Origin of the sequence: Compostibacter hankyongensis (assembly GCF_039541075.1) — a bacterium.
GTDB classification, from domain to species: Bacteria; Bacteroidota; Bacteroidia; order Chitinophagales; family Chitinophagaceae; genus Compostibacter; species Compostibacter hankyongensis.
On record NZ_BAABFN010000001.1, the window covers coordinates 455701 to 470234 of the forward strand.

The 14534-nt window shown below is 55.5% G+C and carries 11 protein-coding genes; 7 read left to right on the plus strand and 4 right to left on the minus strand.

Annotation, left to right across the window (positions count from 1 at the left end; translation table 11 throughout):
- Complete coding sequence (locus tag ABD851_RS01860; protein ID WP_344974423.1) at positions 1 to 2505, minus strand: DUF5686 family protein; 2505 nt, start codon at positions 2503 to 2505, stop codon at positions 1 to 3.
- Positions 2506 to 2672: 167 nt separating this feature from the next.
- Between ABD851_RS01860 and ABD851_RS01865 the strand changes: the two genes are divergently transcribed.
- The 4 genes from ABD851_RS01865 to ABD851_RS01880 are packed head-to-tail and all read left to right on the plus strand — an operon-like array spanning position 2673 to position 5402.
- On the plus strand, positions 2673 to 3305 hold the full coding sequence (locus ABD851_RS01865; protein WP_344974426.1) for a hypothetical protein: 633 nt from the start codon (positions 2673 to 2675) through the stop codon (positions 3303 to 3305).
- Between the two features lie 24 nt (positions 3306 to 3329).
- Positions 3330 to 3629, plus strand: a complete 300-nt coding sequence (locus tag ABD851_RS01870; RefSeq protein ID WP_344974429.1) for a winged helix-turn-helix domain-containing protein — start codon at positions 3330 to 3332, stop codon at positions 3627 to 3629.
- A 50-nt stretch (positions 3630 to 3679) separates the two neighbouring features.
- Complete coding sequence (gene creD / locus ABD851_RS01875; RefSeq protein WP_344974432.1) at positions 3680 to 5017, plus strand: cell envelope integrity protein CreD; 1338 nt, start codon at positions 3680 to 3682, stop codon at positions 5015 to 5017.
- 13 nt (positions 5018 to 5030) lie between these two features.
- On the plus strand, positions 5031 to 5402 hold the full coding sequence (locus tag ABD851_RS01880; protein WP_344974435.1) for a diacylglycerol kinase family protein: 372 nt from the start codon (positions 5031 to 5033) through the stop codon (positions 5400 to 5402).
- 28 nt (positions 5403 to 5430) lie between these two features.
- Here the strand turns inward: ABD851_RS01880 and ABD851_RS01885 are convergent, their stop codons facing one another.
- Positions 5431 to 8796, minus strand: a complete 3366-nt coding sequence (locus ABD851_RS01885) for a hypothetical protein (protein WP_344974437.1) — start codon at positions 8794 to 8796, stop codon at positions 5431 to 5433.
- 65 nt (positions 8797 to 8861) lie between these two features.
- Between ABD851_RS01885 and ABD851_RS01890 the strand changes: the two genes are divergently transcribed.
- Positions 8862 to 9503 carry an MBL fold metallo-hydrolase gene (locus ABD851_RS01890; RefSeq protein ID WP_344974439.1) on the plus strand — a complete coding sequence of 214 codons (642 nt, stop codon included), beginning with the start codon at positions 8862 to 8864 and terminating at the stop codon, positions 9501 to 9503.
- Between the two features lie 20 nt (positions 9504 to 9523).
- On the opposite strand, the gene ABD851_RS01895 is transcribed toward ABD851_RS01890, so the two are convergent.
- Positions 9524 to 11032 carry a lipopolysaccharide biosynthesis protein gene (locus ABD851_RS01895; protein ID WP_344974442.1) on the minus strand — a complete coding sequence of 503 codons (1509 nt, stop codon included), beginning with the start codon at positions 11030 to 11032 and terminating at the stop codon, positions 9524 to 9526.
- 212 nt (positions 11033 to 11244) lie between these two features.
- Here ABD851_RS01895 and ABD851_RS01900 point away from each other — a divergent pair, with 212 nt between their 5' ends.
- Positions 11245 to 11469, plus strand: a complete 225-nt coding sequence (locus tag ABD851_RS01900) for a hypothetical protein (protein ID WP_344974445.1) — start codon at positions 11245 to 11247, stop codon at positions 11467 to 11469.
- A 109-nt stretch (positions 11470 to 11578) separates the two neighbouring features.
- On the plus strand, positions 11579 to 12226 hold the full coding sequence (locus ABD851_RS01905; protein WP_344974448.1) for a GDSL-type esterase/lipase family protein: 648 nt from the start codon (positions 11579 to 11581) through the stop codon (positions 12224 to 12226).
- A gap of 319 nt (positions 12227 to 12545) precedes the next feature.
- On the opposite strand, the gene ABD851_RS01910 is transcribed toward ABD851_RS01905, so the two are convergent.
- A complete protein-coding gene (locus ABD851_RS01910) occupies positions 12546 to 14531 on the minus strand; it encodes an OPT family oligopeptide transporter (RefSeq protein WP_344974450.1) in 1986 nt (661 codons plus the stop codon).
- Between the last annotated feature and the right edge of the window lie 3 nt (positions 14532 to 14534).

The following is a 14534-nucleotide window of genomic DNA, read 5'->3' on the forward strand; positions in this document are numbered from 1 at the left end:
TCAGAATTGCAGGCGGAAGCTGCCGAATACCCCGAACCTTTTTTGCAGGGGCTCGCCGGGCTGCGGCCGCGGCGCTACCCGCCATACGCAGTCTATCCGGATAAAGTGGAGGATATTTTCCACGCCGGTGCCGAGCTCCAGGTAAGGATGGTTCTCCAGGGTCCGGAACGGGTAGCCGGTATGGGTGATGTTCAGCTCCCGGTTGGCGGCAGAAAGCCCGCCGATAACGCCCTTGGCGGTCCAGAACTGGCGGAGCTTCAGCTTCCGGATTCCCGGCAGATAGTTAAAGATACCGCCCCCGATCTCGTGCTCCAGGTTGAAGCCGGCATAGTGGTCGCTGAGGAACTCGTAGCGGTTCATCATGTTGAAGGCATACTTGTCGTAATAGTAGAGCTCGTTACCGGGGTGTATCTCCAGGAAAAGATAGGGCAAGGTGCCGTATATCTTCCCGCCGAAGAAGTTGTAGTACAGGCTGCCCAGGGGAGGGATGGGCATCTGGTCCGAAATGCTGAGCCCTATTTTCCGGTAGTTGTATTGACCGTTCAGCACCCCTTTCAGCCCCGCGGCCAGGTCCAGCTGCACGATGGGGTAGAGGCTGCCCAGGCTCACCCGGTAATACGAGCCTTCCAGGAATTTCTCCCGCCACGCATAACGGAGGCTCAGCTGTATCTGCATGTCATGCAGCGGATCGCTCTGCTTGCCCTGTCCGAAAAAGGAGGCGTCCGGGAGGGGTGCATAAGGCTGGAACTGCTTGTTCACCACGCTGAGGTGCTGGGAAAAACCGCTGAACCCTTCCTTGTAAAACTCAAACCGTTTTTCGTCTATCATCACGAACTTCTGGGGGATGTCCGGCTTGCGGATGGCCAGGGTAAAAATATTATCGGTTGATATCTGGTCCTGGTACTGCACGCCGTTGTCCAGGTCGTGCGTATAAGAACCGTACAGGTAGGAGCGCGGATGCCGTTCCAGCAGCCAGAGACCCGCGATCTTGCCTTTGAACTGCCGGTCTCCGAAGCCATAAGCGAGGTAGCCGTTCAGGTAAACCGATTTGAGCAGCTCCCGGGTAGTGCCGAGGTCAAAGCGGACCCGGTACTTCTCCAGGTCGTTCATGCTGAACCAGTAATAGTAAGGGCCGATCTCAAGCGGGCCGAACTTTTTGGTACCGGTGGCGACAAACTGGATGATGTTGGAATATTTGTTGAACAGGGGCATATGCTGCAGGCTGTCCACCATGGTATATATCCCTTTTTCCCGGCGGTTGAGCGTATCCTGGCGGTGGGTCTGCCAGAAGGTATCGGTTTTGGCCGCAGCCCCGGGAAGCACGTAGATGTTGTTGTCCCGGTAAGCTTTGGCTTCCAGGACGGCATTCACCGCCGAATCGTTATTGATCTCCACCTGATCATAGGTAGCGGTCTTCCGGCCGATGAGTCCCGGCCGTTTGTCGCCGATGGGTTTGAAATCGGCTACGAACATATCCTTCCGGGGAAACCAGCGCCCGCCTGCGAGCTGCTGAAATTCCTGGACCAGGCTGACCCGGCCCACAAAGTTGATGTTGGCCGTTTTGCTGACCTGCATGGATACCTGCAGGATGGCATAGGTGGTGTCGTGCACCCAGAAATCCCCGAAGAAGGCGCTTTCCCCTTTTCTTTTCGGGGAAAAGCTGACCTGGAAAAACCGCCTGTTGTCGATGTACTGCGTATCGGCGATATGATAGTTGTAATAGGCGGCGCCGGCATTGCTGATGGGGCTCACATATTTTTTATCGAATACGGGAATAAAATTTTCATACACGTTTACATTCTGGTAGGTGGTGCCGAGAAACTGGGTGATGCTTTTGTTTTTGATGCCGGAGGTACGGCTGGCCAGGATAAGTTCCTTGGTTTTCTTGGGCTGGCGCCGGTAGAAATAATCCGAAAGCGTTTCGGTCAGGAATACCGGCAGGAAGGGTTTTTCTTCGGCGCTGCTGTCCATGTTATCCAGGATAAAGGCAAATGGCCTGAACAGCTTCGAGTGACGCAGCTTTTCCCGGTTGAGGCGGTTGATGTCCAGCTCCAGCTTGTTGTAGAGCTTGTAGGTATAGTTGTCCAGCAGGTCGGGGTCGTTGAGCGGCTTGTGTCTGATGATGAGCTTCAGGAGCGTCAGCGCGGGGTCGCTGCCCGAATGGATCACAAATTCCTTCAGGGCATATTCCTGCCGGAACAGGGAAAAGTCTATCGTTTGGGTATCTGCGGTTTGATCAAGCGCGGTGCTTTGTAAAGTGTAGCCCAGGGTCCTGGCGGTGAGGCTGTCTGCGGGAAGCGCCGGCAGGGTAAAGGTGTAGCTGCCGTTCTCGTCGCTGGTGGTACCGGTGCTGCTCCCGTTGAACTGCAGGGTAGAGAAGGGCAGCGGCTCTCCGGTATGTGCATCCCGCACTACACCATGAACCACTTTCTGCTGTGCCTCGGCCAGGTTGCAGGTCAGTATGCCCATGCAGGCCCCAAGGATAAGAAGCCGGTAGTTTCTCATAAATTTCCCCCCGCAAAGTACGGCAATTTTGTCTTTGGGAAGACAGCCGGGCCGCCGTCGGGGAGCGCCGGTAAAGCAGCGCCCGTGGGGAACCTTCTGGCCCGTACAAAAAATAAATTTGACAGATATCCGGATTTACTCTTACTTTGTTGTGCAAAGTACTTTATATGGATGAAAAACAATCCCTGGAAACCCTTTCAGACATAAAGCGGATCATGGAGCGCTCTTCCCGCTTTCTCTCGCTGAGCGGGTGGAGCGGTGTGGCGGCCGGCATTTGTGGGCTGGCCGGGGCTGCCTGGGGGCAGCAAGTGCTCCTGCGGTATCAGGGGAGCCTCTCTGCCGGCGGACAAGGACTGGACGGACTGCTGCTCCAGACGCAGCTGATCCGCCAGTTGTTTCTGGTGGCGGGGCTGACCTTTTTCTGTGCGCTGGTCTCGGTTATTGTCTTTACCTGGCTGCATACCCGTCGCCGTCATCTGCCGGTTTGGAACGCCGGCTCGCGCAGATTGCTGGTCAATCTTTTTATTCCTTTGATTGCCGGCGGTATCTTCCTGCTGGGCATGCTTTACCGGCACGAGTACCATTTTATCGGGGCCGGCTGTTTGGTATTTTACGGTCTTGCCCTGGTCAATGCCGGGAAGTACACGTTGACGGATATCCGTTACCTGGGGCTGCTTGAAATTCTGCTGGGGCTGGTCTGCTTGTTTTTTGAGTCCTATACCCTGTATTTTTGCGCCTTCGGTTTTGGGTTGTTGCATATAGTCTATGGCCTGATCATGTGGAAGAAATATAAGGGATGAGCCGCATCATCCCGACCTGATGGTATGAAAAATCCGATCGCACAACTGAATAAATTATTTGAAAGCCGTATCCGGCTGGGGATCATGAGCGTTTTGATGGTCAACGAAGCGGTCAGCTTTAACGATCTGAAGCAGCTGCTGGACGTTACCGACGGCAATCTGGCTTCCCACCTCGTGACGCTGGAGGAAAACGGCTTTATCAAGGTATGGAAGGGGTTTGTCGGGAGAAAGACCAATACCACCTATTCGGTTACGCGGGCGGGGGAAAAAGCATTTAAGCAGCATCTTGAGGCGCTGGAGCAGATGATCAGCGGGTTGCGGTAATTTTTTTGTCATTATACTTTGTATTGCAAAGCACTTTTAAAATTTAAAATATGGAAAATTCACTTGTTTCTTTCTGGGAGCGGAACCGCCTCGTCATCAAAATCTGCACGATCGGCATCCTGGCCCTGCTGTTGCTCATTCCCACCGCCTTTATCAGCTCCCTGGTACGGGAGCGCGAGGCCCGCAGGCAGGAGGCGGTCAAGGAAGTCAGCAACAAATGGGCTTCCGGGCAGACGGTCAGCGCTCCTGTACTGGTGATACCTTACCTGAAACATGTTTATGACGAAAAAGGACAGCGCGAGCTCGTCCGGGAGCTGGCTTATTTCTTACCCGACCAGCTGCATATCGACGGTAAGATCATCCCGGAAAAAAGATACCGCGGGATCTACGAAGTGATCCTGTACCGTTCGGATCTGCATATCAGCGGCCGGTTTGACGACCTGCAGCCGGAAGGCATGAAGATCGCGCGGGAAGACCTGCTGACCGATGAGGCATTCCTGATGCTGGGGCTGGACGATGTGCGCGGGCTGGAGGACCAGGTGATGCTGCGCTGGGCAGATACTTCCTTGCTTTTCCGGCCCGGGCTTCCTGAAAATACATCGCTGAAGAGCGGTATCAGCGTTCCTGTGTCGGTAGTGGGCAGCGGTCAGGACAAGAATTCCTTTGCTTTCGATATCCGTTTAAAGGTGAAAGGCTCCGGACAGCTCTTCTTTGTGCCGCTGGGGGCGACCACTACCCTCAGCCTGCGTTCGCCGTGGCCCACCCCGAGCTTTGACGGCAGCTTCCTTCCCGATAAACGCCGGGTAACGCCGCAGGGCTTTGAGGCCGAATGGAAGGTCTTTCACCTGAACCGTAATTTTCCGCAGCACTGGACGGACGCTTCGTACAAGTTGCAGGATGCGGCCTTCGGGGTGAACCTGATGTTGCCGGTGGATGCCTATCAGCAAACCATGCGCTGCGTGAAATATGCCATCCTCTTTATTGCGCTCACCTTTATCGTCTTTTTCCTGCTAGAAGCTACACGGGGCGGCGGCCGCGTCCATCCGTTCCAATACCTGCTGATCGGCCTGGCGCTGTGCGTCTTTTATACCCTGCTGCTTTCGATTTCCGAATATCTCCGCTTTTCCTGGGCCTATGGTATTGCGGCAGTGGCCGTCGTAGGGCTGATCGCGCTGTACAGCTGGTGGGTCTTCCGGAGCCGGCGGTTTACCCTGCTGGTATCCGGTATCCTGGCGCTGCTGTACGGCTTTATTTTTACGCTGGTGCAGCTGGAGGATTTCTCCCTCCTGGCCGGCAGTGTAGGGTTGTTTTCCATACTGACCCTGTTGATGTATTATTCCCGGAAAATAGACTGGTATGGCCTGCAGGGCGGAAACAAGCGACAATAACTAATTTTAGGGGATGGAAAGCAAAGAAAAATTTTCGCTCCGCAGCCGGCTCTGCAGCTTCCGGTATGCCTTCAGCGGGCTGCTGCGGTTTTTCCGTACCGAGCACAATGCCTGGATCCACCTGCTGGCGGCGGTCCTGGTGGTGCTGGCAGGGCTGGTCTTTCGTTTGACAAAAGGAGAATGGACAGGCATTGCATTTTCCATCGGCCTCGTGCTCTGCGCCGAAGTGTTCAATACCTGTATCGAGAAGATGATGGACCTGCTGTCCCCGGTCCGGGATGAACGGGTGAAATATATCAAGGACCTGGCGGCCGGCGCCGTGCTGGTGGCGGCCGCCACAGCCGCCGTCATCGGTCTGCTGATCTTTATACCCAGGCTGATTTAGCGGTCTACGCGGGCCGGGATAGCCTTCCTTAGAAATCCACGCCCAGGGCCAGGTACCACATCGGCTTCCCTTCGAAGAGCCCGGTCATGGGCCACGCCGCGTCCAGCCGCAGGAAATAGCCGCCCAGCGCCGTGCGGGCTCCGAATCCGTATCCTCCGGCAAAAGGCCCCAGGAAATTGTTTTTGATCTGGAGGATCACTGTGGGGTCGGTCGGGACATTGGGATAGCTGGAATAGCCCTCGTTTTTAAAGGACAGCTTTTCGTTCCAGGCGGTGCCGATGTCGGCAAAGGCGGTCAGCTGGAAGTTGCGGATAAAATTGGAATTGATGGGCTGTTCGATAAAGGTGGCGAACACCGGCAACCGCAGCTCCGTATTGAGGAGCAGCACATTGGTGCCGTTCTTGACGTTCTGCGGATAGCCGCGAAGGTTTTCCGCCAGTGTCTGGTAGGCGTAATAGGGGGGATTGTCGCCTGCGTGGTTCACCGGTACCGTGGCATCATACTTCGGAAAAAGCCAGTTGTCCACTCCACCCAGGTAATACAGCAGCCGCCGGTCGCCCCAGGAGAAGTCTGCCGCCACGCGAGTGGCCCAGATGAAGTTCTTATAGATGGGCAGGTAGTAGCGGGCGTCGGCGCCGGCATTGAACGTAAAGGATTTTTTAGGACCCTTCAGCTCGGGGAACAGCTCCCCGTACACCTTGTAACGAAGACCGTTCCAGATGTTCATGGCCGGGTTAGTGGTATTGTCGTAGACGTATTCCAGCCGCAGCAGGCCATACGTCTGGGTATAATCAAGCGGCCCCTTGGGCAGGGATGTCGGATCCTTGGCCAGGAATACGTTCTGGTCGGTACGGTATCCCAGGGTCAGCCGCACGCTCCGCACCGGGTCAAAGGGATAACGGGCGGTGATCTGGTAGAGGTTGGTCTTCAGCTTGCCTTCGTTCAGGGTAGGGTTACCGCTGCCGTCGGAATACGACAACCGGTCCACCTTGCGGTAATAGACCGCTTTCCAGTCTACCAGGTGCGTCAGGTTCTCATAGCCAAAGAAGTATTCGCTTCCGTTGAGGTTGGAGGGGACGCGGAACCCGCCGAAGAACTTGATGTTTTCAAAAAGGTCGCTTACCCCTACCTGTATCATACCGTTGAAGGGCTGTTGCAGATAGATCGGGCCTCCGCCGCCCATGAAAGGCTGGTAGCGATTGATCAGCACGGAGTTGTCCAGCTGGGCCACGAGGTAATCCGAAGAGAACTTCAGGTGGTACGGCAGCAGGCGGGCTGATTTCAGTATGTTTTTATGGGACTGGGTGAGCGTTTCGTTTTCCTTGATGATGATGTTGCTGTCCGGCGGCTCATAGCCAAACTCGCTCTGGAAATAGTTACCCTGTTCGGGCTGCGTGGTATCCGGATGCTCATAATACATGGGCAGGCCGCGGGCAATGCTGTCCTTATGCAGCGAATAGCGCCGGTAGGTGGTCAGCGGCGTGCTCACGTTGCGGCGGCGCAGGGCGATGGTGTCGGTCCTCAGGCGGTATACCCGCTTGAAATCCCCCTGCCGGATGGTCTCGGAAACCTGCATCTGGTCGCCCGCGATGTTGGACTCTACGATACCGTGGATATAGTTGGTAATGGGGAATACATAAGTGGAGTCCTGCGTGATGGCGATCACCTTTACGGAATCCGGCTGGGTGCTGCCGTATGCCTGAAGGGCGGAGTCCAGCTCCGTCGGCTCGGGGTTGTGGTAGATATCCGTTCCCACAAAATAAAGCGAGTCCAGCCCGTCCTGGGTAGCCCTGAAAAAGCCGGCATAACGGTTACGGATACCGTTGTCGTCGCTGACAAAAGTGAAATAAGTATCGTTGTATTGCGTAGGCATGCGGGCGTCGCCATGCTGCATTTCCGTAAGCCGGCTGATCTGCTTGTCCTGGGTCTTGTTCCAGTTGTCTATCAGAAATACATTATAATGATCGTGCGGAAGTACGGTGTCGGCGTCTTTGGCATAGGCCGAGGGACGGTTGGAGGAAAAGATCACCCCGCTTTTCCCGGGGAAGGCCACAAAGGAAGGGTCCAGATCGTCATACACATCCTGCGTGATGGGGGTGGTCTGGAAGGTGCTGATGTTGTAGGTATAGATATCGGAATGGCCGTTCTTTACCGCCGACAGCAGCAGGGTGTTATGATCCAGCAGGTACTGGAAGCTGTTGATGGACTGGAAATCAGCGGGCAGGTCCTGGTGGGTGCGGGTTCTGCTGATGAGATCATAGATCATCAGCTTGAGTTTCCCGCGTTCTTCGTAGATGACGGCAAGACGTCCTCCTTTGGTATCCCAGGCAATCTGCGGATAATCCGGGTTTACCTGCGACTGCAGCTGACGTACCCCGCTGGTGAGCAGTACTTTGGGCTTATAGGCGCCCTGGTACAGCAGCACGCTGTATTTTCCCTTTTTAAACTCCACCATGGCATAATCGCGGTTCCGCGGATTGGGGTGGAAGCGGTAATAATCATGCCGCTCATCGGTGGGGCGGGTGGTGACCGGCCTGCCGCGGGTAATCTGGCGGCGGTGGCGATTGTCATCCTGGTAGCGCCGGTAGTTGTAGGTCATAAAGTCCTGCAGGGCGTTCTTGAACTTCTGGTGCAGCACCTGGGTGCTGGCCTTTTTAAGGCTGCGCTCCATGCGGGAGATGTAGAGGAGGTAGGAGGTGGCGTCTTTCCCGTATTTGTTTTCCACATAATACCAGAAGGCGTGGCCGGCCAGGGTTGGCTTTTCGAGCGCCAGCTGGTTAAAGGTGCGGTAACGGCCGCTGTAAAGCGCTTCCTTGAGATCGCCGTCCAGCTCGGTATTCCAGTTCTCCGCAATATAGGCGATATAGCCGTCGGTATACCAGATAGGCAGGTTGAGCAGCATGGTATTCCCGGCAAACTCCCCGAAATTGTCGCCCATCAGCATATTTTCAAAAATCACCCGCGCAATGCCTTCCCGGATCTGGCGGCGCAGCGCGGCATGGTCCCCGTCGAAATAGACGATCATTTTGTTGTTGACCAGCTTGGTGGTGCCGCCGGTGTTCTGCCAGTCCAGCCCTATCCCGATATTGGACTGCTTCATTTCGCCGAAGCTGTTGTAAACCACGATGTTGATCCGGCGGCGCAGCCCGTAGTCCATGGTCTTTTCAATATCGTTCAGTTCCGCTTCCGCCGCCTGGGCCACGTATTTGCCCAGTTCCAGTCCGTTTTGGTTAAAGTAGGTATTGAAGTTGCCGGTTTGCAGGTAGCGCCATTTGAAATTTTTGTATTGCAGCCTGTTTTGTCCGAATTCCACTGTGTTGGTTTGTCCGTAGGCCATGGAGGCCAGCCCGAGGATACACCCGCTCAATAACAACTTACGTAACATGCGATTCATACGGAATCTGTTGATAATGGACTATTTTTACGGTAATAAAAGTAGCGAAAATAAGCTTACTAAAAATGTTGACGATCCACAGCTTTCTTTTCAACCCCTTTCAGGAAAATACTTACCTGCTCCTTAACGAAAAAAAGGAGTGTATCATTATAGACCCGGGCTGTTATTTTGAAAATGAACGGAACGAACTGGTGGGGTTTATCACCACCCGGGGGCTGCAACCCCGGCTGCTGCTCAATACCCATGCCCACCTGGACCATATTTTCGGAAATTATCTGGTGAGCCAGGAGTGGGGGCTCCGTCCCCGGCTGCACCGGCTGGAGCTGCCCGTGCTGGAACGGTCGCCCGAGGCCGGGAACCTGTACGGGACTCCCTTTGCGCCCTCGCCGGAGCCGGAGGCGTTCCTTGAAGAAGGGAAAGCGATTCTTTTCGGGGAAGATGAGCTGGAGGTGATCCTGGCGCCGGGGCATTCCCCGGGCAGCCTTTGCTTTTACTGCCCGGCCCAGCAGTTCCTGATCGGGGGCGACGTGCTGTTCCGGGAGAGCGTCGGCCGCGCCGACCTGCCGGGGGGCGACTACGATACCCTCGTCCGTTCTATAGAGACCAGGCTGTATGTGCTCGATGACGCCGTTACCGTATATCCCGGTCACGGGCCCGCCACCACCATCGGGCATGAAAAACGGCACAACCCCTTTGTAAGGGGGTAGGGGTAAGCGGTGGAAGGGCTTCAGCGGCCCAGCCACCGACCCACGACCGGCAGGCGGCTGAACTCCCGCCGTTCCCGCAGCAGGGTAAAGAGCATGTACGCCCCAAGCAGAAGTACCCCGGCCAGGACGCGGAGGCCGGTCTGCCCCGTCAGCCGCTGCAATCCCTCATGCAGCAGCAGCACGACTACGGCAAGCAGCATATACCCGCCCAGCTTTTTCCATTCGTAAGGCACCGGGTAATGCCGCTGTCCCCACACGAAGGAGATCACCATCATAATAAAATAGCAAAGAAAGCTGGCCCAGGCGGAGCCCACATAGCTGAACCGGGGGATCCACCAGATGTTCAATACCAGCGTCACCACCACGCCGGCCAGCGTCATATAAGCGCCGTACAGGGTTTTGTTGGTGAGCTTGTACCAGATGGCCAGGTTGTAATAGATGCCGAGACATACATACGACATGGCCAGCTGCGGGATCACGTCGAAGCCGCCGGCATATTCGGGAGAATGACGGATGTCCACCAGGTTAAGCGCTTTCCACAGATCGCGGAACAGCACGATGCCGAGGAACATCCAGCAGCTGCCGATCACATAGAACTTCATGATGCGGGCATAAGTAGCCTGCGCATTCTCCCGTCCCGCTTCGTTGAAGAAAAAAGGCTCGGCCCCCATCTTGAAGACCTGGATGAAGACGTTGATCAGCAGGGCAAAGAGATATCCGGAGTAATAGATGGCCTGGATGGTCTCCACCCTGTCCCTGGAGTAGGGCAGCAGATTGTCCAGCAATGCGCGGTCCATCACTTCATTGATCATACCTCCGAAACCGACGATCATCAGCGGCCAGGTATAGCGCATCATCTGCTTCCACAGCTTCAGATCGAAGACCGCCCGCAGTCCGCGCAGTTCCTTGTATAGCAGCAGCAGCGTTACCGCGCTGGCGATCAGGTTGGCAATAAACACATAGCCGACACCGACGGCCGGGTCATAGCCTGGCAGGCGATGACCTCTTGCGCCTGCCCAGGGGCCGATCACCAGGAAATAAAAGATGAGCAGTACCTGCATCAGGATGTTCAGGAAGCGGATAAAGGCATATTTGACCGGCCGTCCCTGCTGCCGGAGCCTTGCAAAGGGAATAGCGCAGAGGGCGTCAAAGCCCAGTATCCCGGCAAACCATACCACCCATTCGGGATGCCCGGGAATATTCCAGATATCGGAGATGGGAGCCGCGCAGACCGCCATGGCCGTGCTCAGCAGGATGGTGGTGCCGAATACGGAAAAGAACGAGGTGGCATATACGGCGTTCCGGCCTTCCTTATGTTGTATAAAGCGAAAGTAGGTGGTTTCCATGCCATAGGTGAACAATACGTTCAGGAAGGTAGAGTAGACGTATACCTTGGTCACCACGCCGTAGTTGTCGATGGCGATGATATGGGTGAGGAAGAACTTTAAAAATACATTCAGGAAGCGGGCGGCCACATAGCTGCCCCCGTACCATAAAGTCTGATTTGCCAGTCGTCTGATGGAACTCAAGAGAAAATTTTTGCAAAAGTAAGAACAATCCCGGGCATGGGTCTTTTTGGAGTTATAAGGATTGCGGGAGCCGGGCGGCGATATCCGCGGATGGCTTTCGGCGGCCTGCTGCTGCGCCGGTGCATGTCGTCGCTGTTTATTTGGAAAATGCGACGGATTGGAGTATCTTTTGAAGAATTCTACTGTTTCTTTTTATCTTAAAACCATGGCTTATGCGTGTAACGGGCATTATACTGATCCTTATCGGCATAGCGATGCTGATCTTTACCGGCGGGATCAACTTCCAGACCAAAAAGAAAGTAGTGGATGCCGGTCCGATCCAGATCGACAAGAAGGAAAACAAGCACGTGGGCTGGCCTGCTTATGCAGGAGGCGTTATTGTGGTCGCCGGGATAGTGGTGCTGCTTGCCGGCGGCAAAAGAAAGGGAAGCGCCTGAAGCCTTTGACGGAAAAGATTTGTACATTACCTTCGTGCGGTCCGCGAAGCAGGGTTCTCATGCCTGTCTAACGGGAAGCCGCTAACGTCATTAAATGAAGCAACAGCGTATGAGAAAAGTCCTACTGATCCTATTTTTCACGGGTATGACCGTTTGGGCGCAGGCGCAGCAGTCCTGGCCCTTCCAGAAAGAAATCAATGAATTCAAGGCGGCGGACCGGGCCGGCATGCCGCACAAGGGAGCCATCCTTTTTACCGGCAGCTCTTCTATTAAGAAGTGGAGCGACCTGAAGACGCGTTTTGCCGATTATGACGTGATCCAGCGAGGGTTCGGAGGATCACAGCTGAGCGATCTGCTGCATTACACCGACGATATCGTACTGCCTTACCGGCCTTCCAAGATCTTTGTATACGAAGGCGATAACGATATTGCCGGCGGAAAGACGGCGGCTAAGGTGTATGCCGATTTCGTTACTTTTTTTAATCGTGTTCATACGGCGCTGCCCGAAACCAAGATCTATTATATCTCCATTAAACCCAGTCCCAGCCGGAAAAAGCTGTGGAAGACCTTCCGGGAAGCCAATGAAATGATCAAGGCCTTTGCCGCGAAGCATCCCTGCAATGCCGTCTTTATCGACGTGTACCATCCCATGCTGGATGGCAACGGAGAGGCCCTGCCCGTATTCCTGCCGGACAACCTGCACATGGTCAGCGCCGGGTACGACATCTGGGAGAAGGAGATCAGGAAGTATTTGTAGTTTATCTCGTGCACAATGATTTTAATTGGTCTCGATGAACGCTGCGCGTTTCTGGTTCTGTTCTTTCTTTGCCTTGATGCAAAGAAAGAACCAAAGAAAAATCAAGACTGGCGAAAAATGACTAAAATTTGTTTCACTCCGCTACGGAAAATAATGTCCTGATTCGCTTTTGTATTTCTCTGAGCTGCTCCATTGCTCGGCATCCGGTCATAGCCGGTCCTATTTTCCGTTTAACGCTCCATTGCACAAATTTTTTGACGTCATTTTTCTAAGGTCGCCTTTCATGTTTGTCAGTGAACTTTAAACCTCAAAATACCCTTTATCCTTCACCTTTCACCTCCCCCTTCAGGGGGTTGGGGGGTGTGGCAAAGCGGTACAATATCCGGCAGAGCAGCAGGAATGCCGCTACTCCTAAAATATCTCCCCAGACGCCCATTTTTTCCGCTATGCCGGTATGAAACACCGATATCAGGCTGCGGGGCGATCCGTCGGGTCCTGTCCCGATGTTGGTGCCGATCATGAGCGCAATGAGGATGCCGGTAAGCGCCCCGCCCGCGATCAGCCCCGAGCTGAAGAGGGCGCCCGGTCCGGCTTCGGATTCTTCGGTCTTGTTTTTCCTTTTACGGTCTACCAGCCATTTTACAACACCGCCGGCAAAGATGGGAGCGGTGGTGGAGAGCGGCAGATAAGCGCCTACGGCAAAAGCCAGTGAATTTACCCCGCACAGCTCCATGACGGCTGCGATGCCCATACCGGTGATCACCAGCCCCCAGGGCAGATCATGGCTCAGCAATCCTTTTATGACGGTCGCCATCAGGGTGGCCTGGGGCGCCGGCAGCGGGTTGGGATGTGCAGCGGTGACGGGGCCGATGCCGAGGGTGCGGTTGAGCAGCAGCAGGGTAAAGCCTACCGCCAGCACGGATACCGCCACACCGATGATCATTCCCAGCTGTTGCTTTAACGGTGTCGCCCCAACGATATAACCGGTCTTCAGGTCCTGCGACGTAGCCCCCGCATTGGCGGCGGCGATACAGACGATGGACCCGATCACCAGGGCGATGGGCTGGTAGGCATCGCCGGTCCAGCCGATGCCGACAAAGATCAGCGCGGTGGCCATCAGCGTGGCGATGGTCATCCCCGAAACCGGGTTGGAGGAGGAGCCAATCAGCCCGACGATACGGGAGGACACCGTTACAAAAAAGAACCCGAACAGCACGATCATCACGGCCGAGAGCAGGTTGGTGGGGATAGAGGGGATGACCGTCATAAAGATGATCAGCGCCAGGCTGCCCAGCAGCACCCAGATCATCGGGATATCCTTTTCCGTGCGATGGGCTTCTTCCTCGGTTTCGCGGCGGCGTTCCCGGAAGTCCCGGAGCGAATCGCGGAAGGCGCTGACGATGGTCGGCAACGTTTTGACCAGGGTGACGATGCCCCCGAAGGTTACGGCTCCGGCCCCGATATAGCGGATGTACTGGCTCCATATCTCATCGGGCGACATCTGCGAGATGAGCTTTGTTTTTTCAGGCAGAAAAGGTTGAGTAAGGCTGTCGCCCAGCAGGGTGATCAGCGGGGTCAGCACCAGGGCGGACAGCACTCCGCCGGCGACCATGATGCCCGCGATGCGGGGTCCGATGATATACCCCACGCCCAGCAGCTCGGGAGTGATCTCGCCGTTTACCGTACCGTTGGGCAGGGCGGACCGCCGGCTGAACACATAGGCCGGTACATCTTTCCAGAAGCCCAGCACAGACATCAGCAGTTTATACAAAAAGGCGATGCCCAGTCCGTAGTATACCCTTTTGGCAAGGTTACCTCCTTTTTCGCCTGCGATCAGCACGTCCGCGCAGGCCGTGCCCTCGGGATAGGGCAGCTTGCCGTGTTCCTTGACGATCAGCGAACGGCGCAGCGGGATCATGAACAGCACACCCAGCACGCCCCCGGCCAGGGCCAGCACGAAGATCTGGAAGTACCGGAAATACGCCTCGCCGCCGGACAGGAACAGCAGCGCGGGGATCGTAAATACCACGCCGGAAGCCACCGATTCCCCCGCAGAGCCGATGGTCTGCACGATATTGGATTCGAGTATGGTGGCCTTCCCCAGCTTCTTGAACACCGATATGGCCAGCACGGCTATGGGAATGGAGGCGCTGACGGTCAGGCCTACCTTGAGCCCGAGATAGCAGGAGGCGGCGCCGAAGACGATGCCGAACACGGCCCCCAGCAAAATGGCGCGGGGGGTAAACTCGGGGATGAAATCCCGCGGGGAGATGTAAGGCTTGAAGTCAGGTTTGGGTTCAGACATGAG

What these genes read in the sequence shown, in the direction of transcription:
- ABD851_RS01910 (WP_344974450.1), bottom strand. Translation starts at nt 14,531, where the DNA reads ATGTCTGAACCCAAACCTGACTTCAAGCCTTACATCTCCCCGCGGGAT.
- ABD851_RS01870 (WP_344974429.1), top strand. Translation starts at nt 3,330, where the DNA reads ATGAAAAATCCGATCGCACAACTGAATAAATTATTTGAAAGCCGTATC.
- ABD851_RS01880 (WP_344974435.1), top strand. Translation starts at nt 5,031, where the DNA reads ATGGAAAGCAAAGAAAAATTTTCGCTCCGCAGCCGGCTCTGCAGCTTC.
- ABD851_RS01865 (WP_344974426.1), top strand. Translation starts at nt 2,673, where the DNA reads ATGGATGAAAAACAATCCCTGGAAACCCTTTCAGACATAAAGCGGATC.
- ABD851_RS01905 (WP_344974448.1), top strand. Translation starts at nt 11,579, where the DNA reads ATGAGAAAAGTCCTACTGATCCTATTTTTCACGGGTATGACCGTTTGG.
- ABD851_RS01890 (WP_344974439.1), top strand. Translation starts at nt 8,862, where the DNA reads ATGTTGACGATCCACAGCTTTCTTTTCAACCCCTTTCAGGAAAATACT.
- creD (WP_344974432.1), top strand. Translation starts at nt 3,680, where the DNA reads ATGGAAAATTCACTTGTTTCTTTCTGGGAGCGGAACCGCCTCGTCATC.
- ABD851_RS01860 (WP_344974423.1), bottom strand. Translation starts at nt 2,505, where the DNA reads ATGAGAAACTACCGGCTTCTTATCCTTGGGGCCTGCATGGGCATACTG.
- ABD851_RS01885 (WP_344974437.1), bottom strand. Translation starts at nt 8,796, where the DNA reads ATGAATCGCATGTTACGTAAGTTGTTATTGAGCGGGTGTATCCTCGGG.
- ABD851_RS01900 (WP_344974445.1), top strand. Translation starts at nt 11,245, where the DNA reads ATGCGTGTAACGGGCATTATACTGATCCTTATCGGCATAGCGATGCTG.